Annotated in this window: 25 protein-coding genes; 5 read left to right on the top strand and 20 right to left on the bottom strand. The window is 43.5% G+C overall.

Annotated elements, in window-relative coordinates:
* Position 1: 1 nt before the first annotated feature.
* Genes nuoH through EWU21_RS01580 form a run of 8 tightly spaced genes read right to left on the bottom strand, consistent with a single transcriptional unit; the run spans position 2 to position 6,726 of the window.
* A complete protein-coding gene (gene nuoH, locus EWU21_RS01615; RefSeq protein ID WP_130895049.1) occupies positions 2-1,126 on the bottom strand; it encodes an NADH-quinone oxidoreductase subunit NuoH in 1,125 nt (374 codons plus the stop codon).
* Positions 1,127-2,158 (bottom strand): 2Fe-2S iron-sulfur cluster-binding protein, encoded by a 1,032-nt coding sequence (locus EWU21_RS01610; RefSeq protein WP_130895048.1) that lies wholly within the window; start codon positions 2,156-2,158, stop codon positions 1,127-1,129. It abuts the gene before it with no gap.
* Between the two features lie 20 nt (positions 2,159-2,178).
* Complete coding sequence (gene nuoF / locus EWU21_RS01605) at positions 2,179-3,519, bottom strand: NADH-quinone oxidoreductase subunit NuoF (RefSeq protein WP_130895047.1); 1,341 nt, start codon at positions 3,517-3,519, stop codon at positions 2,179-2,181.
* An 8-nt stretch (positions 3,520-3,527) separates the two neighbouring features.
* Complete coding sequence (locus tag EWU21_RS01600) at positions 3,528-4,013, bottom strand: NADH-quinone oxidoreductase subunit NuoE family protein (protein WP_130895046.1); 486 nt, start codon at positions 4,011-4,013, stop codon at positions 3,528-3,530.
* 3 nt (positions 4,014-4,016) lie between these two features.
* Entirely contained in the window at positions 4,017-5,252 is a 1,236-nt protein-coding gene (locus EWU21_RS01595; RefSeq protein WP_130895045.1) for an NADH-quinone oxidoreductase subunit D, read from the bottom strand.
* A gap of 9 nt (positions 5,253-5,261) precedes the next feature.
* Entirely contained in the window at positions 5,262-5,759 is a 498-nt protein-coding gene (locus EWU21_RS01590; protein ID WP_201738082.1) for an NADH-quinone oxidoreductase subunit C, read from the bottom strand.
* 2 nt (positions 5,760-5,761) lie between these two features.
* On the bottom strand, positions 5,762-6,310 hold the full coding sequence (locus EWU21_RS01585; protein WP_130895043.1) for an NADH-quinone oxidoreductase subunit B: 549 nt from the start codon (positions 6,308-6,310) through the stop codon (positions 5,762-5,764).
* A 47-nt stretch (positions 6,311-6,357) separates the two neighbouring features.
* Positions 6,358-6,726, bottom strand: coding sequence for an NADH-quinone oxidoreductase subunit A (locus EWU21_RS01580; RefSeq protein WP_130895042.1), 369 nt, complete (start codon positions 6,724-6,726; stop codon positions 6,358-6,360).
* Between the two features lie 153 nt (positions 6,727-6,879).
* Between EWU21_RS01580 and guaB the strand changes: the two genes are divergently transcribed.
* Positions 6,880-8,349 (top strand): IMP dehydrogenase, encoded by a 1,470-nt coding sequence (guaB, locus tag EWU21_RS01575; protein ID WP_130895041.1) that lies wholly within the window; start codon positions 6,880-6,882, stop codon positions 8,347-8,349.
* A 49-nt stretch (positions 8,350-8,398) separates the two neighbouring features.
* On the opposite strand, the gene hemE is transcribed toward guaB, so the two are convergent.
* On the bottom strand, positions 8,399-9,427 hold the full coding sequence (gene hemE, locus EWU21_RS01570; RefSeq protein WP_130895040.1) for a uroporphyrinogen decarboxylase: 1,029 nt from the start codon (positions 9,425-9,427) through the stop codon (positions 8,399-8,401).
* Positions 9,428-9,556: 129 nt separating this feature from the next.
* Entirely contained in the window at positions 9,557-9,934 is a 378-nt protein-coding gene (locus tag EWU21_RS01565; protein ID WP_130895039.1) for a four helix bundle protein, read from the bottom strand.
* Between the two features lie 225 nt (positions 9,935-10,159).
* On the opposite strand from EWU21_RS01565, the gene yihA reads away from it, so the two are divergent.
* From yihA to EWU21_RS01550, 3 genes are read left to right on the top strand one after another with little or no spacing between them, the layout of a single operon-like run.
* Positions 10,160-10,774, top strand: coding sequence for a ribosome biogenesis GTP-binding protein YihA/YsxC (yihA, locus tag EWU21_RS01560; protein ID WP_130895311.1), 615 nt, complete (start codon positions 10,160-10,162; stop codon positions 10,772-10,774).
* Between the two features lie 33 nt (positions 10,775-10,807).
* Complete coding sequence (locus EWU21_RS01555; RefSeq protein ID WP_130895038.1) at positions 10,808-11,302, top strand: DUF5606 family protein; 495 nt, start codon at positions 10,808-10,810, stop codon at positions 11,300-11,302.
* A gap of 5 nt (positions 11,303-11,307) precedes the next feature.
* Positions 11,308-11,784 (top strand): GNAT family N-acetyltransferase, encoded by a 477-nt coding sequence (locus tag EWU21_RS01550; protein ID WP_130895037.1) that lies wholly within the window; start codon positions 11,308-11,310, stop codon positions 11,782-11,784.
* A 50-nt stretch (positions 11,785-11,834) separates the two neighbouring features.
* Here the strand turns inward: EWU21_RS01550 and EWU21_RS01545 are convergent, their stop codons facing one another.
* The 10 genes from EWU21_RS01545 to EWU21_RS01500 form a co-directional block, all read right to left on the bottom strand.
* Positions 11,835-12,158 (bottom strand): c-type cytochrome, encoded by a 324-nt coding sequence (locus EWU21_RS01545; RefSeq protein WP_269007260.1) that lies wholly within the window; start codon positions 12,156-12,158, stop codon positions 11,835-11,837.
* Positions 12,159-12,221: 63 nt separating this feature from the next.
* Entirely contained in the window at positions 12,222-13,040 is an 819-nt protein-coding gene (gene murQ, locus EWU21_RS01540) for an N-acetylmuramic acid 6-phosphate etherase (protein ID WP_130895036.1), read from the bottom strand.
* Position 13,041: 1 nt separating this feature from the next.
* A complete protein-coding gene (locus EWU21_RS01535; RefSeq protein WP_130895035.1) occupies positions 13,042-14,412 on the bottom strand; it encodes a dipeptidase in 1,371 nt (456 codons plus the stop codon).
* A gap of 20 nt (positions 14,413-14,432) precedes the next feature.
* Complete coding sequence (plsY, locus tag EWU21_RS01530) at positions 14,433-15,077, bottom strand: glycerol-3-phosphate 1-O-acyltransferase PlsY (protein WP_130895034.1); 645 nt, start codon at positions 15,075-15,077, stop codon at positions 14,433-14,435.
* Between the two features lie 102 nt (positions 15,078-15,179).
* Positions 15,180-17,699: a DUF5686 and carboxypeptidase-like regulatory domain-containing protein gene (locus EWU21_RS01525; RefSeq protein WP_130895033.1), complete on the bottom strand. Its 2,520-nt coding sequence runs from the start codon at positions 17,697-17,699 to the stop codon at positions 15,180-15,182.
* Positions 17,700-17,755: 56 nt separating this feature from the next.
* Complete coding sequence (rdgB, locus tag EWU21_RS01520) at positions 17,756-18,355, bottom strand: RdgB/HAM1 family non-canonical purine NTP pyrophosphatase (protein ID WP_130895032.1); 600 nt, start codon at positions 18,353-18,355, stop codon at positions 17,756-17,758.
* A complete protein-coding gene (locus EWU21_RS01515) occupies positions 18,355-19,233 on the bottom strand; it encodes an FKBP-type peptidyl-prolyl cis-trans isomerase (RefSeq protein ID WP_130895031.1) in 879 nt (292 codons plus the stop codon). The genes rdgB and EWU21_RS01515 overlap by 1 nt, the downstream gene beginning before the upstream one ends.
* Before the next feature lie 2 nt (positions 19,234-19,235).
* Positions 19,236-20,081: an FKBP-type peptidyl-prolyl cis-trans isomerase gene (locus EWU21_RS01510; RefSeq protein ID WP_130895030.1), complete on the bottom strand. Its 846-nt coding sequence runs from the start codon at positions 20,079-20,081 to the stop codon at positions 19,236-19,238.
* Positions 20,082-20,085: 4 nt separating this feature from the next.
* Positions 20,086-20,925 (bottom strand): FKBP-type peptidyl-prolyl cis-trans isomerase, encoded by an 840-nt coding sequence (locus tag EWU21_RS01505; RefSeq protein WP_161566415.1) that lies wholly within the window; start codon positions 20,923-20,925, stop codon positions 20,086-20,088.
* A gap of 10 nt (positions 20,926-20,935) precedes the next feature.
* Positions 20,936-22,024, bottom strand: coding sequence for a DHH family phosphoesterase (locus tag EWU21_RS01500; protein ID WP_161566457.1), 1,089 nt, complete (start codon positions 22,022-22,024; stop codon positions 20,936-20,938).
* Positions 22,025-22,034: 10 nt separating this feature from the next.
* On the opposite strand from EWU21_RS01500, the gene EWU21_RS01495 reads away from it, so the two are divergent.
* On the top strand, positions 22,035-22,445 hold the full coding sequence (locus tag EWU21_RS01495; RefSeq protein ID WP_130895027.1) for a nucleoside-diphosphate kinase: 411 nt from the start codon (positions 22,035-22,037) through the stop codon (positions 22,443-22,445).
* Positions 22,446-22,452 lie beyond the last annotated feature (7 nt).

Raw genomic sequence — 22,452 nt, 5'->3', positions numbered from 1 at the left:
GCTATGCTAATTTTTTCTTCACAAATAATTGATCGTACACCACGATTCCCGCGATGAAAACGACCACTCCACCGATTCCAATTAGAATCTGTTGGTCTAATAAAATACCTAATCCGGTTACCACCACATTAAACATCGCTAACGGAATTAAGCCTGACCAGCCTAAGCCCATTAATTGATCGTAACGGAAACGGGGTAATGTCCAGCGCACCCACATAAAGATAAATACGAAGGCCAAAGCCTTTCCAATCAATGCGCCTGCTCCGATCAACGTCGCTGCCGTAGCACCTAATTGAGCCGTTACAAAATCCACCCCTGAATAATCATATCCACCAAAATAAAGGGTCGCCATTACCGCTCCCGAAATAAACATGTTGATGTATTCCGCGAACAAATAGAAGCCTAATTTCATGGATGAATATTCCGTATGGTATCCCCCGATTAATTCCGTCTCACACTCCGGCAAGTCAAATGGCGTACGATTACATTCCGCAAAAGCACAAATCAAGAAGATGATAAAGCCCATCGGTTGGTACAAAATGTTCCAGTGACCGTTTTGTTGCGCCTCCACAATTGCCTTCGTTGAAAGCGATCCGGTCATCATCAAAATCGCGATGATCGAAAGACCCATTGCTAATTCGTAGGAGATGTTTTGGGACGCTGCACGAATAGCGCCTAACAAAGAATACTTGTTATTAGATGCCCAGCCACCGATCAAGATGCCATAAACACCTAAAGAAACGATACCGAATACCCATAAAATACCGATGTTCACATCGATACCTTGTAAGTCAAATGTTACATCACCGATCGTGATCGTGTCTCCAAAAGGAACCACCGCCGAAGTCATCAACGCCGTCAACATGGACAAACAGGGGCCCATAATGAACAACCACTTGTTAGAGTTAGCCGGAATGAAATCCTCCTTCATGAACATCTTTACCGCATCCGCTAGAGGCTGCAAAATTCCAAAGGGACCCGCTCTATCCGGTCCGATACGGTCTTGCATAAACGCCGCGATCTTACGCTCAAAATACGTTGAATAGGCTGCAATCCCCAAAGTGATCGCGAATACGATCCCAATGAAAGAAGCTTTGGCCAAAAATACTGAATCAAATAAGTCCATCTATTTCTTTTTAGATTTAGGTAAAGCAGGTTGAATGCCTAAAAAACTACGGTCACGATCATCATTGATTTGCTTGTAATCGCGCGCCGCCTGTAACACTGGGAACGCTGGCTTAATCAAATTCGCACCATATTTATTCGCTGAGATCACCGAATGACGAGACACATTGGTCGGTCCTTCGATCACCCAATCAGCCGTCTTTTTCTTGTCAAAACGACAGCCATTACAAATGAAATCCGTTACCTCGCCCCACATGTTCTTGCGACCCGTCACGCGAATAACTTCCTCTCCTTTGTACCAGATCGTTGCTTTACCCGAGCATTTCTCACACTCGCAATGCGCATCTACTGGCTTCGAGAACCACACACGGCTCTTGAAACGGTATGTTTTATCTGTCAAAGCGCCCACCGGACACACATCAATCACGTTACCAGAGAAGTCATTATCAATCGCCTTCTCGATATAGGTACTGATTTCCGCGTGATCTCCGCGGTGCATCACCCCGTGAACACGGCCATCTGTAATTTGATCTGCTGTATACACACAACGGTAGCACAAGATGCAACGGTTCATGTTCAACTGAATGTTTGGACCTAAATCCGTCGGCTCGAATGTATTACGCTCTTCTACTGTACGAGTCGATGAAACACCGTGCTCGAACGAGAAATCTTGCAAGTGACATTCACCCGCTTGATCACACACTGGGCAATCCAATGGGTGATTTAATAACAAGAATTCCACGATGCCCTTGCGTGTTTCTAGCACGTCTTCGTTCACCGTATTTTCCACGATCATCCCGTCTTGAACGGCTGTAATGCAAGCTGGAACTAATTTAGGCATCGGACGAGGATCTTTTTCAGAACCCGCTGTCACCTTCACTAAACAAGCACGGCATTTTCCACCTGAACCTTTCAAAGGCTCATAATAGCACATAGCTGGCGGAGCAACCTCAGGCCCGATCATGCGAGCTGCCTGCATGATGGTGGTTCCTGGATCTACCTCAAGGGTGATATTATCTATCGTAACTTTCATATTCGTTAATTTCTGCCAAATTATTTTGTCCAACTAGCCCCCTTGCGCATAAATACCGCGCCTGGTTTTGTCGCTAATTCTGGGTGTTCAATATGCCACTCGAACTCATCGCGGAAATGGCGAATCGCCGCAGCCACTGGCCAAGACGCCGCATCCCCTAATGGACAAATCGTATTTCCTTCAATTTTCTTCGCTACATCGACTAACAAATCGATGTCTTCTTTGCGGCCTTGACCATGCTCGATGCGGTGCAATACTTTGTCCATCCAACCCGTTCCTTCGCGGCATGGGGAACATTGTCCACACGACTCATGGTGGTAGAATTTCGCAAAAGTCAACGTATTGTGAACGATACAAGCGGTCTCATCCATCACCACAAAACCTCCTGACCCTAACATCGTTCCGGTAGCAAAACCACCATCCGATAAAGATTCATAAGTCATCAAACGCTTCTCCCCTGCCGCTGTCGTTAAGATTAACTCCGCTGGCAAGATCGGTACAGACGAACCACCGGCTACGACTGCTTTTAATTTATGTCCATCGCGAATACCGCCGCACCATTCATCAGAGTAGATGAAATCTTCGACCGTAATCCCTAATGGGATCTCGTAAACACCTGGTTTTTTGATGTGACCAGAAGCAGAGATTAATTTCGTTCCTGTACTACGTCCTACTCCAATCGCCGCATAGGCATCGCCACCGTTGTTAACGATCCACGAAGTGGCTGCGATAGATTCCACGTTATTCACTACCGTAGGACATTGCCATAAACCTTTCACCGCTGGGAAAGGTGGCTTATTACGAGGATTACCTCGTTTACCTTCTAAGGATTCTAATAATGCGGTTTCTTCTCCGCAGATATAAGCTCCACCACCAGGCTGAACGAATAGATCAAGATCGTAACCTGAACCTAAGATATTCTTTCCTAATAATCCTTTATCGTACGCCTCTTGAATCGCTTTTTCTAGGATGTTGATCACATACATCAATTCGCCACGCACGTAGATGTACGAGGTGTTTGCTCCTAGGGCAAACGAAGAAACAATCATTCCTTCGATCAAGGTATGTGGGGATTTCCACATCAGATAGTGGTCCTTGAACGTACCAGGCTCTGATTCGTCCGCGTTGCACACTAAATAACGAGGCACACCCTCAGGCTTAGCCAAAAACGACCACTTCATACCTACCGGGAAACCTGCGCCTCCACGACCACGTAGACCTGACTTTTTCACCTCTTCCGTGACCTCGTCAGGGGTCATTTTTTTAATCGCTTTTTGGACCGCTGAATACCCACCATGCTTCATGAACACGTCAATGGTGTCGATGTTAGGTACGTCTATATGTTCGGTTAATATCTTCATCCTAGGCCTTATTTGCTCAGTTCATCTATAATTTCATCCACTTTCTCTTTCGTTAAGTGCATGTAGTATTTTTCGCGGATTTGGAAAACAGGACCCCATCCGCAAGCGGCTAAACACTCCACTTCTTTGATGGTAAACTTGCCATCCTTCGTCGTTTCGCCGGTATTAATTTTCAAACGTTTCTTCAAGTGATCGTATACTTCCACGCCACCCATTAAGCAACAAGGGCCTGTACGGCAATACTCAATCACGTGCTCTCCTACCGGTTCTAAATGGAACATCGTATAGAAAGACGCCACCTCGTATACCTCAATCGAGCTGATAGAAAGTAGCGACGCTACATAATCCATCACCTCCGGAGAGCACCACTTCCACTCCGCTTGCGCTAAGTGAAGAATAGGCAACAAGGCCGACTTCTGCTTTCCATCCGGATAGCGGGCGATAATTTTTTTCACTAATTCCAGCGTTTCTGCTGGGAAAACAATCTTGCTCATGTCTTATGTATCTAACTCTCCTGCAATTACGTTCATCGATGACATCGTTACGATCGCATCTGAAAGGGTGGTTCCCTTGATCATCTCTGGGAAAGCCTGGTAATATATAAATCCGGGACGACGGAATTTCAAACGGTAGGGTGTACGACCTCCATCAGAAACCAAGTGGAAACCTAATTCCCCGTTTCCGCCTTCTACTGAGTGGTAAACCTCACCTACCGGTGCATCGATCTCTCCCATCACAATTTTGAAGTGGTAGATCAAGGCCTCCATGTTGTGGTAAACGTCTTGCTTATCTGGTAAATAATAGTGTGGTGCATCTGCGTGGTATGCTCCCTCTGGAAGATTGTCCATCGCTTGTTGGATGATGCGCAAACTTTGCCACATCTCCTCTTCACGCACTAAGAAACGATCATACGTATCGCCTTTTGTACCTACTGGCACATCGAATTCGAAATCTTCATACGAAGAATACGGGTTCATGGCACGTACATCATAATCGACACCTGCAGCACGTAAGTTAGGACCAGTAAATCCGTAGTTTAATGCGCGTTCGGCAGAAATCCCGCCCACATTTTGGGTACGGTCCATGAAGATACGGTTACGCATCACCATGCCTTCGAATTCCTTCAAAGCGGCTGGAAGTTCTTTTAATAATTTTTGGATTTTTTCGATTGCTACAGGCGTGAAATCACGCTCCATACCGCCGAAACGACCCATATTCGTCGTAAGACGGGCACCGCACATCTCCTCGTAAATCTCGTAGATAAACTCTCTCCATTGGTAAACATATAAGAAACCCGTTAAGGCTCCGGTATCTACCGCTAGAATGGAATTACACACAATGTGATCCGTTAAACGCGCAAGTTCCATCATGATCACACGCATGTATTGCGCGCGCTTAGGTACTTCGATGCCTAACAATTTCTCTACCGTCATGTGCCAGCCCATATTGTTAATAGGAGCTGAACAATAGTTCATGCGGTCTGTTAAAGTCGTGATTTGATAGAAAGGACGACGTTCTGCGATTTTCTCAAAGGCCCGGTGGATATAACCCACCGTTTGCTCCGCGTCTACGATGGTTTCTCCGTCCATCGTTAAGATGTTTTGGAAGATACCGTGCGTCGCTGGGTGCGTAGGACCTAAGTTTAACGTAGATAATTCATTCACATAAGGTCCCCCTTTTTGTGTTTTATCTAATCCTACATTAGGGCTGTTTACTAAAGCTATTTCAGACATGTCTATTTATTATCGTCCAAACAATTCATCAATCTTATCGTGACGCGTCGCATCCTCTAATGGATATTCTTTACGCATCGGGTGGTAATCCATCTCGTCCATATTCAGGATACGGGTCAAATTAGGGTGACCTTCGAAGAGGATACCATAAAAATCAAACGCCTCGCGCTCCATCCAATTTGCCGTAGCAAAAAGGCCGGTGATCGTAGGGAAAGTAGGCGCTTCTATAGGCGCATAAGCCTTAATCCAAAGACGTACGTTGTTTTCCAAAGAATGTAAGTGGTAAATCACTCCCAATTCCTGCCCTTTAGCCTCTGGAAAATGAATTCCCGCTAAATCCGTCAAAAATTGAAACTTAAATACCGGGTGTGCATACAAGAAGTGAATCATTGGAACGATATTTTCTACCGCCGTAGTCACCTGCAAAATGCCGTGTGACTCACCTACTCCATACACTCCCTCTTCGCCAAACTGCGCCTGAAGCGCTTCGATTATCTGATCGTTCATACTTATTCGATTCCGTAAGAAGCTAATAAAGCCTTGTATTCTGGCTCATTTCTTCTACGCGTAGTTTCATTTTTTGCCAATTCTTGGATCTGCATAAAGCCATCCAAAATTTGCTCCGGACGTGGTGGGCAACCTGGCACATATACGTCCACGGGAATGATACGGTCAATTCCTTGCAGTACAGAATACGTATCAAAAATACCGCCAGAACAAGCACAAGCCCCTACCGATAATACCCAACGTGGCTCAGCCATTTGGAGATACACCTGTTTTACAACCGGTGCCATTTTCTTAGAGATGGTTCCCATCACCATCAAAACGTCCGCTTGACGGGCAGAGAAACTTAAACGCTCCGCACCAAAACGACCGATATCATAATGAGATGCCATCGTAGACATAAACTCAATACCGCAGCAAGAAGTAGCGAATGGTAGTGGCCAAAGTGAATTAGCACGTGCTAAACCTACTAAACTATCTAATGACGTAGCGAAAAAACCCGCTCCCTCTACTCCTGGAGGCGCTTCAGCCACTTGAACTGTTGAATTACTCATATCTTAATTATCTGTTGAATATATAAACTTTGGCAAGGCCAATATGTTTATTTTTCCCACTTTAAAATTCCTTTTTTCAATACGTACAAGAAACCCACTAAAAGTAAGCCCATGAATACGAGCATATCATAGAAACCGTTCCAAGACAATTGTTTGAAATTAACCGCCCAAGGATACATAAAGACGATTTCTATGTCAAATAGCACAAAAAGAATGGCTACCAAAAAATACTTCACTGAGATAGGCGTACGCGCATCTCCGATCGACTCAATTCCACATTCGAAGGCGTCATCTTTCTTTTTAGAATGTCTTTTAGGACCTAATGTGTGAGTGGCTACCATCGTAGCGACGATAAATGCCAAAGCAGCTGCTAGCTGAACAAAAATCGGAAGGAAATCCTGAGGTTGATAGTTCATTACGAAGGCTTAAAAATTCAAGCCGCAATTTACAGCTAAAAATCTAAATCTGGGAGAAAATTTCAGAAAAGGATTGAATTATTTCAGAAATTTCATGTAATTTTGTCCTGCAAATAAGGGCACTCATTCAACACCCGGTTCAAATTATTTGCTATGCTTGATTCCACTAAATTTCTTTTTGAAGCCTTAACGTACGACGACGTACTTTTGCTTCCCGCTTATTCCGAGGTTTTACCCCGTGAAGTAAGTACTTCTTCTCGCCTTACGCGCAACATTTGGTTAAATATTCCGATTGTTTCCGCAGCGATGGACACCGTTACGGAAGCTGATTTAGCCATCGCTTTAGCGCAAGAAGGTGGCATCGGGATCATCCACAAGAACATGACGATTGCACAACAAGCCGCTCAAGTTCGCAAGGTGAAGCGCTCTGAGTCAGGCATGATCATCGATCCGGTGACCTTGAAAGACAACTCCACTTTAGGAGATGCTCAACGCATCATGAAGGAATTCAAGATCGGTGGCATTCCGGTGATCGATAATGATGGAAAATTAGTGGGCATTTTGACGAATCGTGATTTACGTTTCCAAAAACAAACTGCTCGTCCCGTGAGAGAGATCATGACGAAGGACAATTTGATTACGGCCAAAGAAGGAATCAGCATGGAAGAGGCCGAAAGCATTTTGCAAGAATACAAAATCGAAAAATTACCGATCATCGATAAGAACGGGAAGTTGATCGGATTAATTACTTATAAAGATATATTGAAGCGCAAGTCACACCCTTTGGCATCGAAAGATCCACTAGGCCGTCTTCGCGTAGGTGCTGCCGTAGGTGTAACACCGGATTTATTAGACCGCGTGCAAGCCTTAGTGCAAGTGGGTGTAGACGTTATCAGTATTGATACCGCGCACGGTCACTCGAAAGGCGTCATCGATGCCTTGAAATCAGTCAAGAAAGCATTCCCTACCTTGGATGTAATTGTTGGTAACATCGCCACAGGCGAAGCAGCCGTTGCGTTAGCGGAAGCGGGAGCGGATGCAGTTAAAGTGGGTGTAGGCCCAGGTAGTATTTGCACGACGCGTATCATCGCGGGTGTGGGTATGCCTCAATTGACGGCGGTATATGAAGCGGCCAAAGCTTTACAAAAATATGATGTCCCAGTCATTGCTGACGGAGGTATTCGCTATTCAGGGGATGTGGCCAAAGCCATCGCAGGCGGCGCCAGTACCGTCATGATCGGTTCTCTTCTTGCTGGAACAGACGAAGCACCAGGTGAGATGATCATTTTGGAAGGACGTAAATTCAAATCATACCGCGGAATGGGCTCCTTAGAGGCTATGGAAGACGGATCGAAAGACCGTTACTTCCAAGACGCGGAAGACGATATCAAAAAATTAGTTCCAGAAGGAATCGTAGGTCGCGTACCGTTTAAAGGTTCGGTGACAGAGATCTTGTACCAAATGGTCGGTGGACTAAAAGCCGGCATGGGCTACTGCGGAGCTTCATCCATCGAAGCGATGCAACAAGCGAAGTTCGTGAAAATCACTTCAGCCGGTGTGAAAGAAAGTCACCCACACGATGTGAGCATCTCGAAAGAAGCGCCTAACTATTCTGCGAAATAAGATTTTCGCTTATTCATAAAAAAAGCCTCGTTCATCGCGAGGCTTTTTTTTATTTATAATTCTGAATCGTATCCACAAAACACTGGACCTTATCAGGATCAATGTCCGGATAAACCCCATGACCTAGGTTAGCAATGTAGCGTTGCGTCCCAAATTGATCAATCATCTTCTTAGTCTCCGCTTCTACCGTCTTGAAGTCACCATATAAGGCACAAGGATCTAAATTCCCTTGCAAAGTCTTGTTAGGACCTACTAATCGACGCGATTCTGCGATATCCATATTCCAGTCTAAACCAATGGTCGCACAATTAAGTGTCGCCATTTCCTCGCGAGCGAAGAATGCGCCTTTGGCAAAAAGCGTCACCGGAACTTCCGTCACCGCATCACAAATTTGCTTTAGATAAGGAGTTGAAAACACCGAATACTGCGCTGGCGATAAAATTCCCGCCCATGAATCAAAAATTTGGACCAAATTAGCCCCAGCCGCGACCTGTGCTTTTAAATACGAAATCGTAGAATCCGTAATCTTTTGCAACAAAGCGTGCGCTAACTCAGGCTCAGCATATAACATCTTTTTGGCCTGCGAAAAAGTCTTCGACCCTTTCCCCTCCACCATATAACAGAAAATCGTAAACGGCGCACCAGCAAAACCAATCAAAGGCACCTTGCCAGCCAACTCCTTCTTCACAATCTTAATCGCATCTAACACATACTTCAAATCCTGTTCCGGATTTGCATCCCGAATCTTCGCCAAATCCGCTTTCGACCGAATCACCTCTGGAAAAACCGGACCCTTCTGCTCCTCCATCACATAGGGCAAACCCATCGCCTCCGGTACCACTAAAATATCCGAAAAGATAATCGCCGCATCCACCCCAAAACGTGTCACCGGCTGAATCGTCACCTCCGCCGCCATTTCTGGATGCGTCGCTAGACCAATGAAGGAACCCGCTTTCGCGCGCACCGCTCTATACTCAGGTAAAATCCTCCCCGCCTGACGCATCACCCAAACCGGGATTCGCTCCACAGGCAGACCCTGCGCGGCACGAAGAAGAAGATCGTTTTGTAGTTTTTCCATATCTAACGCAAAGTTAAGGAAAAAATAGTCACTAGTCGATAGTCACTAGTCGAGAGTCGCTAGTCGATAGTCACTAGTCGATAGTCGATAGTCAATAGTCGCTAGTCGATAGTCGATAGTCGCTAGTCGCTAGTCGGACCTGTATTTTCTGATCTCTGAACTATTTAAGGTTTTCATTAGGCCAAAAAGCATTCTGCCTATTTCAGTCAATTGAGCATAAATGATATCAAATTCATCTTGATTTATATATTTCAACTTGACAGCTATAAAAATCATAGATTTAACTTCACTACACGAACCTTGAGCGATAAACAAAAAGCGTCTGAAATCGCGATCAGATCCACGTTCAAAGCCCTCAGCTATATTATTCGAAATTGAAATTGATGCTCGTTGAATCTGATTCTTAAATCCAAAATCAGTATTTAACTGAAATCGTTTATATAATTCTACAGAATGGACAATAGACTTTTGCCAAACCAATAAATCCTCGAAAGTTCTAATTTTCATTATTCTACCTATTTAATACCATTGCAACAAATTTTGATTTTTGGCAACACAATTCCAATCAACTAACTTGTATTCCAATTTCTATCGACTATCGACTATCGACTATCGACTATCGACTATCGACTATCGACTATCGACTATCGACTATCGACTATCGACTATCGACTAGCGACTAGCGACTAGCGACTATTTTCCTTACCTTTGTCCCTCATCATCACCCGCCCCATGGCTCAAATTAACGCGAAATTCGTTACCAGTAACACCGACTTTAAGAATTGCCCTCCGGCAAGATTTCCTGAATTTGCCTTTATTGGCCGTTCGAATGTGGGAAAATCATCCTTGATAAATTCGCTGACCTTTCATAAAGGTTTAGCTAAAACATCGCAAACACCGGGAAAAACGCAATTGATTAATCACTTCATTATTGATGAGAAGTGGTATTTAGTGGATTTACCGGGTTATGGTTTTGCCAAAGTCAGCAAGGAAAAAAGGAAGGAATTTGAGAAAATGATTTTTGATTATTTAATCCATCGGGAGAATTTGACTTGCTTGTTTGTGTTAGTGGATATTCGTTTGAAGCCTCAGGCGGTGGATATCGAGTTCATGAGCCGAATGGTAGAGGATGAGATTCCGTTTTATATCGTGTTTACGAAAGCAGATAAGCTATCTCAAAAGCAAGTGAACGAAAGTGTGGACGTCTACAAAAACTTCCTATTAGAAATGTGGGATGAATTACCTCCTTTGTTTATTACCTCGGCGGAAAAGCACGTAGGACGTGAGGAAATTTTGAAGTCAATCGATGAATTAATTCAAACTTCCCCATACAGAATAGGGAAATAGTACTAATTTTGCCCCCATAACAAGCGAAAAAACATGGATTTATTGAATGAAGTTGCCCATATCTCGGGAAAAAGTGGATTGTATAAAGTGTTAAAACCTACGCGCACGGGTGTGATTGTGGAGACTTTGGACGCTGCGAAACAAAAATCAGTCGTAGGAGGCCAAACACGTATTTCTGTGTTAAAGGACATCTCTTTATACTTAGATGATCACCAAGATAGCACTTTACCGTTAGCCGATTTGTTTTTACAAATCCACGCAAAATTCAATGGAGTTTTACCTATCGAAGCAAAAAAAGCGAATGATGCTGAATTATTTAGCACCTTAGCTACCGTAGTTCCTAACTACGATACAGACCGCGTATTCGCGTCAGACATCAAAAAAATCTTAAGTTGGTATTTGATTTTGGTAGCCAATACACCTGAATTATTCCCAGCAGCTGCAAAAGCAGAAAAAGCACCTAAAGCAGAGAAAGCACCAGTTGAGAAAGCTGAGAAAAAACCAGCTGCGAAGAAAGCCACAAAATAATCAGCATGCAGATTCGGCCTATTGAATCCACAGACAATGAAGCACTGGCGAAGGTAATTCGAACAGCATTGGCGGAATTTGGGGCGAACAAACCTGGAACGGTCTATTTTGACCCCACCACGGATGCCTTATTTGAATTATTCCAAACACCGGGCTCTTATTATTTTGTAGCGATAAACGAGAACAAAGTGGTAGGCGGTTGCGGTATCTTTCCTACGGAAAATTTGCCCAATGGAACCTGCGAACTTGTTAAGTTGTATGTTTCGAAAGATGCCAGGGGCATAGGATTAGGAAAGCAATTGATGGAGCAATCTATGAGCTGGGCAAAAGAAAATGGCTATACGCAGGTATACTTAGAATCAATGCCAGAATTAGCGAAAGCGGTTTCGATCTACGAAAAGGTGGGTTTCAAAGCACTCGATCATCCATTAGGAAACAGCGGACATGATGGATGTGATATTTGGATGTTGAAAACCTTGTAAATAAAAAAGCCCTTGATTTGATCAAGGGCTTTTTTTATGCTTTCATTGACTTATTTCAATGAGTTAATATACTTAGCTAATTTTACAGCATCTTCTTTAGGCACATTCATGGGTGCCATTGGAGGGTAACCTGGCCAGTTAGAAGGCTGTGGCTTTGCAATTAAAGCAACAATTTTGTCTACTGAATATTTCTTCTTAGCGACATCTTTATAAGCTGGTCCTACTAAACGAGCATCTACTTTGTGACAAGCGAAGCAAGTATATTTAGTCATTAAGGGCTTAATGTCTGCTGGAAAATCTTCTGCTTTTGCTTGAAAGCTAAAAGCCATTGTTCCGAACACGAACGTTAAAATAAGTTTAGATACGTTTTTCATACGAGGTATTTGATTATTAATTCTACAAATTAAGCGATTAAAGCGTTATTATCCCAATTTATTTTACTGAATTGCATCCACCGCGTTTCTCACGCTGCCGTGTTTTTCTAAAAGTTCGGCTGCCACCTCATCACTCACCCCTGTCGCCTCTCGAACCATCCGAATCGCACGCAACACTAACTTGTGGTTACTTAACTGCATATCTACCATTTTATTACCTCTGACACGGCCTAATTGGATCATAACAGCCGTAGAAAGCATATTTAGAACAAGTTTTTGGGCCGTACCCGATTTCATTCGAGTACTTCCTGTGACATATTCAGGACCTACCACTACCTCTACCGGGAATTTTGCTTCTGCTGCTACTGCGCTTCCTGCGTTGCAAACAATGCAGCCCGTTAGGATACCCCGTGCGTTTGCATCGCGTAGCCCGCCGATAACATAAGGAGTTCTGCCTGAAGCCGCTATTCCTATCACGGTATCTAGCGAATCGATTCCATAAGCCTCCATGTCTAGCCAAGCTTGTTTTTCATCATCTTCCGCATTTTCTACCGCCTTTCGAATGGCAGAATCACCACCGGCAATTAAACCAATGACCCAATCGTGAGGAACGCCATACGTTGGTGGACATTCCGAGGCATCTACCACCCCTAGTCGTCCAGAAGTTCCCGCCCCAATGTAAAATAGACGACCACCTTGCTTCATGCGCTGAACGATTTCATGCACTAAAGCTTCGATCGAAGGAATGACCTTTTCGACAGCAAAAGGGACTGTTTTGTCCTCAGCATTGATTTGACGCAAGATGGTGTCGACCGTTTGCTGCTCTAAATTTTCATAAGTAGAGGCTGATTCCGTTGCTAAAACACTTAAATTTTCGGCCATATTATTTTGATAATGCTGCGAAGTTTTGAAAGAAATGGGGAATCGTTTCGATGCCTTTATAAAAGTTAAAAAGGCCGTAATGCTCATTAGGCGAATGAATTGCGTCTGAATCTAGGCCAAAACCCATCAAAATAGACTTAACACCTAATTCTTTCTCAAATAAGGCCACAATAGGAATACTTCCTCCTCCACGCGTAGGCACGGGCTCTTTGCCAAAAGTCGTCGCCATCGCATCCGATGCCGCTTTAAAAGCAATACTATCCGTAGGCATTAAATAGCCCTCTCCCCCATGGTGAGCCATCACTTTTACCTTAACCCCTTTAGGCGCAATCGCCTTAAAGTGCTCTGTAAACAAACGCGTAATTTCTGCAGAGGATTGGTTAGGCACTAAGCGCATGGAAATTTTAGCATACGCTTTAGAAGGCAAAACCGTCTTAGCTCCCTCACCAGTATAACCGCCCCAAATTCCATTTACGTCTAGTGTTGGACGAATGGAGGCACGTTCTAAGGTGGTGTACCCTTTTTCCCCGTGCACGGTGTCGATGCCTAAATCTTTTTGGTAAGCATCTAAATCAAAAGGGGTCTGCGCCATGGCTGCTCTGTCCGCCGCACTTACTTCCATTACTCCATCGTAAAAACCAGGGATAGTGATGTGATTGAATTCATCGTGCATCGATGAAATCATTTGGCATAAAATAGTAATCGGATTCGCCACCGCTCCCCCGTAGACTCCGGAGTGCAAATCACGGTTAGGCCCCTGCACTTCCACTTCCATATAACTCAAACCGCGTAATCCCACATCAATCGAAGGAATGTCATTCGCAATAATGGCGGTGTCCGATATCAAAATCACATCCGCCTTCAACAGGTCTTTATTTGCCGCGACAAAATTTCCCAGATTATCAGATCCCACTTCCTCTTCGCCTTCGATCATGAACTTGACATTACAAGGCAAATTTTCCGAAGCAAGCATGGCTTCAAAAGCTTTCAGATGCATAAAAACCTGCCCTTTATCGTCACAAGCACCACGCGCATAAATCACTTCGTTCTTAATGACAGGCTCAAAGGGAGGATTATCCCAAAGTTCCAAAGGATCCGCCGGCTGTACATCATAATGGCCATAGACTAACACGGTAGGTGCAGCTGGATCCACCATTTTTTCTCCATAAACAATCGGATACCCCGGTGTTTCTTCTAATCGAACGTGATCAGCTCCCGCTGCGCGCAAATTCGCTGCTACCCATTCCGCGGCCTTGCGTACATCTCCAGCATAAGCCGGATCCGCAGAAACAGAAGGAATACGTAATAAGTCTAATAGCTCCGCTAGAAACCGATCCTTGTGAGCGGCAATAAATTCGTGTGTTGATTGCATAATAAATGAAGATAGAAAGGCTATAAACGTCCTTTACGAGGAATAAGATACATCCGATTTTCCGTTCCTGAAATGATTCGACCGATATTTTTACGGTGCGTAAAAATCACTAAGAAAGAAATAATGAATCCAAAATAAATCAAAATAGGTAATTCCTTCCCGAATACCTCGAACTGTAGTAATAGAGGGAAGACTACGGAAGTGACCATAGAACCTAAGGACACGTAATGCGAAATCGCGAATACTAACAAAAATACCAGACTACTGACACATGCTGCCTGCGGATGTAAGGCAATGACCATCCCTAAAGTGGTTGCAACTCCCTTACCTCCTTTAAAATCACAAAAAACGGGAAGTAGATGGCCTATTATAGCTAAGAAACCAAACAAAATCTTCAGTGTCACACACGTCTGCCAATCCACAAGGTTGAAAGAATACAATACCGTGGCTAAACTAGCCGCGGCAAAACCCTTAAATGCATCCACGAAAAGAACGAAGCAACCTGCCTTTTTTCCTAACACACGAAAAGTGTTCGTGGCCCCAGCATTACCACTTCCATGCTGGCGAATATCCATTCCATGGTAACGATCCCCATACCAAATTGCCGTAGGGATAGACCCTAACAGGTAACTTAATAATGACAGGCCCACGAGAATAAATAGCATAATAGAATGATTGTAACCTTGTAAATATAGGGCGTCGAGTTTACGAAATCAAATACATTAAAAACATTCTTGAAATGTTTAAACTTTCGTCTTTGTAATGTTCTAAAACGAGAAATTAACGGAAGCCATTAACCTAAATCGCTGTGGATTTCCATGATCTAAATAAGTCAAACGATGAAAGGCTTGAACGCGTAAAATTTTGAAAATATTATCAATACCATAACCTACCTCCGCAAATGGTTTGTTGGGATCTAGTGAATCAAACGAATATTGATCTAAGAATTTAGAGCGCAACGGACTATTCACATCCTTCATCATTTCTCGATTTGCCGAGCGCTGACTACCCATTAAGATATTTCCAGAGGCAATAAAACGCCATTTTAGTTTCTTAATTAAAGGTAATCGATTAAATAGCAGCCCTTCAAAATTATGATTGTATTGAATCGAAGCATATTGATCACTCACAAATTCAAAATAATTCATCGTAGAATAGGCGGACCGCACAAAAAAGAATGTTTCGTTTCCCAAATGTGGAAATAAAAGCGGCGCTGGCAAATTAGATGGCGTGTAGCCTGCGGTAAAGGTATAATCAGAACGGCCTAAGTTGCCTATGCGGAAGGTTTGGTAGGCTTTTAAAGTTACCCGGTCATAGGTGAAATCGCCGCCTAAAAAGCCTTTGAATCCGTGTTGGTATTTCAAGGTAATCACAGGAATTCGTTTCGTAGCTAAGGTAATCCGCTCATTGCCATTCATGATATAGGTCTCGTTTTTCGCAAAACGCAATTCCACTGTTGCAAAAGTCTCTTGGTAATAATCCTGAACCGCGGAGGCCCGCCCTAATTCAGGATTTAAACGGTATTGAAAACGGAATAAAGGATCAAAAGAACGCGTATTCAAGGAAGTCCTTACCGTTAGACCTTTGTATAATTCCGATGAAAAAAAGGCTTCTGATTCGCGTCGAAAGAAAGCACCCGAAAATGCCCCCCAACGGGTGAACGAATAGAACAATTTATTATCTCCTATGAGCTCAGGGGTTAGACCCACTCGCTCGATATCGTAAGAGTGCCGCAGACCCGCTACTGTCCATTTCTTTTTAGAGAAGAGGTAATTTACTTCTGCGGAATATTTAGGCACTAGATCTTTCGTCCCAAAACCTACATTTCCTCTTAAAATCCAATGCTTATCAAAATTTGCATTCGTCCTAAAACCTAAACGAAAACGCGCTCCTTCGATTTTATTCAATGCAAAACTAGAAATATAAGGACCTACTTCGATGTCATTGAACTTCTTGTATCCGCTTAAAACAAGCTCTGCAATTTCGATGTAGGTTCGAACTACTGGTAAATTTTGGACAGAATCGATGAGTGCTGAGGCCATCAGGTCCTGGGTGCTTAGTGGTTCATGCCGGGCATATTTCCAAAACTCCGGATTAGGCTGCATCGCATCTTCAGCCACCTCCGTCGTCAAATCATAAAAACCTAGTTCATGCGGTTGATTGACGATAAAATCCTTGTTAGAAATATACATCTTCAAAAGCATCCCGGCACTGCCCTTCGTGATTTCTTCTAAATCAATCAAGAATCGAGTTCGAGCCGGCAACCAAGCTCCTGAACTAGTTTGTTCTAGTTCTTGGGAGATTTTAATCTTATCGATAAAATTTAAATTAGCGGCTTTATCCACCGCAGCATCGATTTGTACTAAGGCGAAAGAGGTTGTATCGATCCACATTTGGCCTCTAAAGACCAGGTCCATCGGATTCTTAGGATCAAAGTCCATCTGATAACAAACGTGCCCATCCACATTGACTGTATCCCCCAGGAAGTACGTATAATTTCCTTTCCAATTTTCACCGACCGGACTAGCAAAGTCCTTACCAAAAAAGCCGACGAAATTTTGATAAAAATTATAATTCGCGACTAAATTACCCCCCACAAGCTGAGAAATCAAGGAACCATCCTTCACCCCTATACCCTTGATATTCGTCTTCGTGATCGTCTCCTTTTTTCGCTGTGGATTCTCTAAGTAATAAAATTTACCCACAGACTCAGATATATACGTCGGAATAATAAGCTTTCCATCCTCCCCAGCTATTTTCTCAAATTTCTGAATGGCTTGCGCAATATCCTTCATCACCTTGCGCTCTTTAAACTTCTCGGAGATATTGTCCACATCCAGCTCCATCTTCGCATACGAATCATATTCGTAGGCAGATAGCTTCGAACGATCATTTTTTTCGCGGTTGCGAATGACACCGCGCAAGATTTTGAAGGCTGGATTTTCGCCTGAATACACAATCACCTCCGCCATTTCGCGGCCCGTAGGCTCTAATTGAAAATCTACTTCTTGTAATTTAGCCCCTCTGGTGATTTTTTTAACGCGTTTTTTATAGCCTACAAACGAGGCAAAAAGACTATCGGCTGAGTATTTTGAATTAAGTGTAAACTCCCCTTGAAAGTTGGTGGTGGCACCTTGGCTAACGCCCACTAGACCTACAGAAGCAAATGGAATTGGATCCCCGTTCTTTGCGTCGGTAACCCTCCCTTTGATCAAAAATTGACCTTCAGAGGTAAAAACCGTACAGTACATGAAAAAAGCCAGCAATAGGCTGAATTTCAATTTCATCGAGGAGTTTTTTGATTGCAAACGTTACAAAAATAGCAAGCTAAGCGAATAATTCGCTATTCGTCGGCACATTTCTGTGTTTCGTCTAAGAAGTTTTTGAATTTCTCCAAAGCACGCGCCCGATGGGCGATCAAATTCTTCTCTGCCAAAGTCATTTCAGCAAAGGTACGGGTCTCTTTTTCAGGCTGAAAGATAGGATCATACCCAAAACCTGACTCGCCCCTAGGAGCTTCTACAATCGTACCTTGTATCTCCCCTTCAAAAGAAAAATAATTTTGTGTATCGAAATAGGTTAAGACCGTTACAAAGCGCGCACGGCGATTCGTGAAATCCTTCAGGTTTTTTAAAAGTAATTGAAGATTGGCTTGATCATCTTTCGGTTCGCCTGCATAGCGGGCAGAGTAGACTCCTGGAGCCCCATGAAGTGCTTCTACTTCAAGTCCTGAATCGTCTGCTAGGCAAGAAACTTGGAATTTTTCGGCGATATAACGCGCCTTTTGAAGCGAATTTTCCGTTAGCGTGGTGCCCGTTTCAGGGATTTCTTCCGTGAGCGCTAAAGTACTCAAATCACGCACGGTAAATTGCTCCTGTAACAAGGCACTAAGTTCTTCTACTTTGTGCTTGTTTTGGGTGGCTAGATAGAGAATTGGAAGCATTATTGGGCTGAAACTACTTCGATTTCAAAATACAAAGGAGAATACCCTGGAATGGTTGAATTTCCGGAAGCACCATAAGCGATGGTATAAGGAAGAATGGCTTTGCCTTTTTCTCCCACCTTTAACTTAAGGGCAGCCTCTTCAAATCCTGCAATCAATTGACCCGCTCCGGCCGTGAACGTTAAAGTACCTGAACCGAATTTAGAATCGTAAACCACTTTATTCGTGGCATCTGTTTGAATATACCCATAACCTAAACGGCCCGTGTAATTCACTTTAACTAATTGCCCAGTTAGAATAGCTGCTCCAGTCGGATTTTCTAGCGTCTTTTGAAAGACTAAACCAGACGTCGTTTTCTCGGGTGCAGAAAAACCGTAAAGCGTTTGCATCGAGGTGATTTGATCCGCTGGGCTCTGAATGGAAACGACCTCTACCTCTGCCTTAATAACAGCATAAGCGGGTACATTCCCGAATGTATTCGCCCCAAAAGCTAAGGAAGACGGCAACAAAAAGGTGCCTTTATCTCCTGCTTTCATAAACGATACTGGTAACGTGAATAAACTTTGGGATACACCGAAAACGATGGATTTAGACTGGCTAGCCACCTTCGAGGTAGAGTCAACGAAAGTCCCATCTAGTAAGGACAATTTATAGTGTAATGTCACTAAATCTGCCACTGATGGAGTGGAAGTTGTAGCGGTGGATGTAATGGAATAGTACATGCCATCTGCCGTGCGTTGGTAGGTCAGATTACGCTGTTTTAAATAGTTTTGAATATCTGCATTATTCTTTGCAACCTCCTGCTCTACTGGATTCTCCACCGAGCAACCTGAAATAGCTAGCGCTAACGCGAAAAATAAAACCAAATACTTACTCATGCTTATTCAATTTTAGCCACGTAAATCTCAAAACTTAAGGGAGTATAACCTGGAATACTGCTATTTCCATTCACTCCATACCCTAAAGCGGATGGGAAAACGATCACCGCTTTCTCGCCTAAACGCATCTTCTCAATCCCCATTTGGAAACCGGGAACCGTTTGCGTTCCTCCGATGGTAACGCTCAAACTGTCTGTGCGAGCCATATTGCCATCAAAGGCTTTAGAACTTAAGAAGCGACCTGTGTATTTAATTTTAACTACTTTTCCTTGAGCTGGAATATCACCCGTTCCGGCTTGCAAACGTATGTAACGAAGACCATCTGTTTGGGTGTCCGTAACAGTGTACCCATTACGAGCAATAAACTCCCGAATAAGGTCTTCTTGTGTACGCACTACGTAGGACTTGATTTTCACCTTCATGGGAGTATAGGCAGGCAAATCCGGAAAGGACTGCGCAGTTCCTGGAATCACTAAGGTCGCCTGCTCTCCTTCACGAAGGGCCGTAAACAAAGAAACGAACACTGGATTTCCATTTCCAAAGCGTAAAAAATAAGGAGAATTAGTCGCCCGATTCGTACTATCTAAGACCTTACCTGTCGCCAGGTTAGAGAACTCATAATGTACATAGAGCGAATCGCCCTTCGTCGCTAATTCCCCTGATGGATTCGATTTAGTTACGAAATAATAGCCTCCATCTGATAGAGAAGATGGGCTTTGATTTTGACCAGCAAAATAGGCTAAAATCTGTGTTTCATTTTCTTTCGCCTTCACATCATCCTCTAATGCAATATCAGAGAGACAAGAAAACGTAAAAAAGGCAATAAATAGGAATCCGAAAATTTTCATTCAATTATTTCTTAGACAATACTTCTAATTCAAATACTAAAATAGCATTTGCAGGGATACGTGGAGCAGCACCTTGCGCACCATAGCCTAACGCTGATGGAATCACAAACGTACCTTTTCCTCCTTTTTTCAATAACATTAGCGCTTCGTTGAAGCCTGGAACTAATTGACCTACTGGAGGCATCGCAACACCTGCACCTTTGTCAAATTCTTTTCCATCTAAAAATGTTCCGATGTAGTTCACTTCCCAAGACTCGCCCATTTTAGGACCTTCGCCCACACCTGGATTCGAAATAGAAGCATAAAGACCGGTAGAAGTTTTTGTGAATTTCTTACCTGAGTTAGCTACATACGCTTCGATTAATTTCGCGTCTTTACCTGTTTGCTCTGCTGATAATTTCGTCATCTCTTTTTCAAATTCTGCACGAGATTGAGATTTCTTAATCTTTACGATGAAACGAACGTCTGTCCCACGCTTTAAGAACGGAGGAACTGGCTGGTTTGCATCTTTAAATAAGCTATCTACTGGAACGAAGATGGTTGCGCTATCTCCTACAGCTAATAAACGTAAACCGTTCTCAAAAGAACCTTTAAATGCACCTGCAGGCGCTGCTGGAGGAACTAAATCTTGTAATGGCTTGCCTTCTTTGCGTGAATCTTTGATAGTAGAATCGGCATCATTTTTGATGACTAAATCAAACGTAATGATATCACCTTCTTTTAATTTAGCGGCGCTATCATCATGTTCGTGTTTTTGGATTTTAACTCCGTCTACTACTTCGACATTGTTACACGAAGCTAGTGCCATTGCCGCTACTAAAATTACTGCTAGTTGTTTACGCATGATTTTGATTTTATACATTTTTAACTCGATTTATTTCAGAAAGATACAAAGGTAACACTTCCATTAGTTTTTTCTTCGCCTCCACTAAACTTCCCCCAGAAAAACGTCCACCGGAGGCATTTTTATGCCCACCACCTTCAAAGTATTTCGAAGCAAATTCGTTCACAGCAAAAGGTTCGATAGACCTAAAAGACAGCTTTACGCCATCTGGACGCTCAATCATCAAGATGGACCACACACAGCCGGTGATTTGCAAACCGTAATTCACAATTCCTTCTGTGTCCCCAGCTTGGGAATTAAATTTTGTTAAATCCTCTGCCGTAATCCACATGAAAGCGAGGTGAAACTCGGAAAGGTAGTCCATTCTTTGGCCTAACACATGACCAATAAACTTCAACCGATCGATACTAGATGAATCAAATACCTTGCGATGCACCTCGTTTGTATTCACCCCTACATCAATCAAGGCTGCCACCACCGTGTGCACATGAGCGGTCGTATTCGGGTGACGAAAAGAGCCTGTGTCGGTCATAATACCCGAATACAAGCAAGAACCGATGGCTGGATCGAGTAGATTTTCATCGCCCCACTCCAGGATTAAATCATAAATTAATTCACAGGTCGACGCCGCAATCGTGCGGTGGTAATAATAATCGCCAAAGTCTTCCGGATCCAAGTGGTGATCTATCACCACCTTTTTTGCCCGCGACTTGCGCACTAAAGGAGCCATGTTGTGCAACCTTTGAATGCCCGAGAAATCCAAACAGAAAATAAAATCAGCTTCCTCGACCAGCGCATCGATTTGCACCTTATGAAGTAGCTCATCATACGTTAAAATATCCGCTGCTCCCGGCATCCATTTTAGGTTAGCAGACAAGGCTGATGGAACCGCTACCGTCGCTTGAATACCTTTTTTGGCCAAATATCCTTGAAAAGCAAGGGTCGAACCAATCGCATCCGAATCCGGATTATAATGGGCAGTGATCACAGCTTTCGTGCCGGGAATAAGGTGGGCTTTTAACTCAGAGATGGAGGTCATAAAATGGGATGGCCAGAAATAAATTTGGGCGAACGCAAAGTTAGAGATAAATTTGTTCAAAATTATACCCATGTCAACAAATAGAACTTTCACTATGATTAAACCGGATGCGGTCGCAGACGGTCACACAGGTCCCATCATTCAACAAATTGAAAAAGCCGGCTATAAAATTATTGCCATCACGAAATTAAAGATGAGCCCCGAGCAAGCGGGTCAATTTTATGCCGTTCACAGTGAGCGCCCTTTCTATAAAAGCCTGTGCGACTACATGTCGAAGAGCGAGATTATTCCGATGATTTTGGAGAAAGAAAATGCCGTAGAAGATTTTCGCACTTTGATAGGATCCACAAATCCAGCAGATGCAGCGGAAGGAACTATTCGTAAGCAATTTGCCAAATCTCTGGAGGCTAATGCCATCCACGGTTCAGATTCTGATGAGAATGCAGCCATCGAAGGTGCGTTCTTCTTCCCAGGCGTTTAAATCTTAT

Origin of the sequence: Aquirufa antheringensis (assembly GCF_004307425.1) — a bacterium.
Taxonomy (GTDB): Bacteria; Bacteroidota; Bacteroidia; order Cytophagales; family Spirosomataceae; genus Aquirufa; species Aquirufa antheringensis.
This window is presented reverse-complemented; position numbering and strand designations above follow the sequence as displayed.

Bases quoted from the DNA above. Each gene is read 5' to 3' on its own strand.
- EWU21_RS01535 (WP_130895035.1), bottom strand. From the start codon at position 14,412: ATGCAATCAACACACGAATTTATTGCCGCTCACAAGGATCGGTTTCTA.
- plsY (WP_130895034.1), bottom strand. From the start codon at position 15,077: ATGCTATTTATTCTCGTGGGCCTGTCATTATTAAGTTACCTGTTAGGG.
- guaB (WP_130895041.1), top strand. From the start codon at position 6,880: ATGCTTGATTCCACTAAATTTCTTTTTGAAGCCTTAACGTACGACGAC.
- EWU21_RS01495 (WP_130895027.1), top strand. From the start codon at position 22,035: ATGTCAACAAATAGAACTTTCACTATGATTAAACCGGATGCGGTCGCA.
- EWU21_RS01565 (WP_130895039.1), bottom strand. From the start codon at position 9,934: ATGAAAATTAGAACTTTCGAGGATTTATTGGTTTGGCAAAAGTCTATT.
- EWU21_RS01515 (WP_130895031.1), bottom strand. From the start codon at position 19,233: ATGAGTAAGTATTTGGTTTTATTTTTCGCGTTAGCGCTAGCTATTTCA.
- EWU21_RS01550 (WP_130895037.1), top strand. From the start codon at position 11,308: ATGCAGATTCGGCCTATTGAATCCACAGACAATGAAGCACTGGCGAAG.
- EWU21_RS01505 (WP_161566415.1), bottom strand. From the start codon at position 20,925: ATGCGTAAACAACTAGCAGTAATTTTAGTAGCGGCAATGGCACTAGCT.
- EWU21_RS01585 (WP_130895043.1), bottom strand. From the start codon at position 6,310: ATGAGTAATTCAACAGTTCAAGTGGCTGAAGCGCCTCCAGGAGTAGAG.
- nuoH (WP_130895049.1), bottom strand. From the start codon at position 1,126: ATGGACTTATTTGATTCAGTATTTTTGGCCAAAGCTTCTTTCATTGGG.
- rdgB (WP_130895032.1), bottom strand. From the start codon at position 18,355: ATGCTTCCAATTCTCTATCTAGCCACCCAAAACAAGCACAAAGTAGAA.
- yihA (WP_130895311.1), top strand. From the start codon at position 10,160: ATGGCTCAAATTAACGCGAAATTCGTTACCAGTAACACCGACTTTAAG.
- hemE (WP_130895040.1), bottom strand. From the start codon at position 9,427: ATGGAAAAACTACAAAACGATCTTCTTCTTCGTGCCGCGCAGGGTCTG.
- EWU21_RS01590 (WP_201738082.1), bottom strand. From the start codon at position 5,759: ATGAACGATCAGATAATCGAAGCGCTTCAGGCGCAGTTTGGCGAAGAG.
- EWU21_RS01600 (WP_130895046.1), bottom strand. From the start codon at position 4,013: ATGAGCAAGATTGTTTTCCCAGCAGAAACGCTGGAATTAGTGAAAAAA.
- EWU21_RS01510 (WP_130895030.1), bottom strand. From the start codon at position 20,081: ATGAAAATTTTCGGATTCCTATTTATTGCCTTTTTTACGTTTTCTTGT.
- murQ (WP_130895036.1), bottom strand. From the start codon at position 13,040: ATGGCCGAAAATTTAAGTGTTTTAGCAACGGAATCAGCCTCTACTTAT.
- EWU21_RS01595 (WP_130895045.1), bottom strand. From the start codon at position 5,252: ATGTCTGAAATAGCTTTAGTAAACAGCCCTAATGTAGGATTAGATAAA.
- EWU21_RS01555 (WP_130895038.1), top strand. From the start codon at position 10,808: ATGGATTTATTGAATGAAGTTGCCCATATCTCGGGAAAAAGTGGATTG.
- EWU21_RS01545 (WP_269007260.1), bottom strand. From the start codon at position 12,158: ATGAAAAACGTATCTAAACTTATTTTAACGTTCGTGTTCGGAACAATG.
- EWU21_RS01580 (WP_130895042.1), bottom strand. From the start codon at position 6,726: ATGAACTATCAACCTCAGGATTTCCTTCCGATTTTTGTTCAGCTAGCA.
- EWU21_RS01525 (WP_130895033.1), bottom strand. From the start codon at position 17,699: ATGAAATTGAAATTCAGCCTATTGCTGGCTTTTTTCATGTACTGTACG.
- EWU21_RS01610 (WP_130895048.1), bottom strand. From the start codon at position 2,158: ATGAAAGTTACGATAGATAATATCACCCTTGAGGTAGATCCAGGAACC.
- nuoF (WP_130895047.1), bottom strand. From the start codon at position 3,519: ATGAAGATATTAACCGAACATATAGACGTACCTAACATCGACACCATT.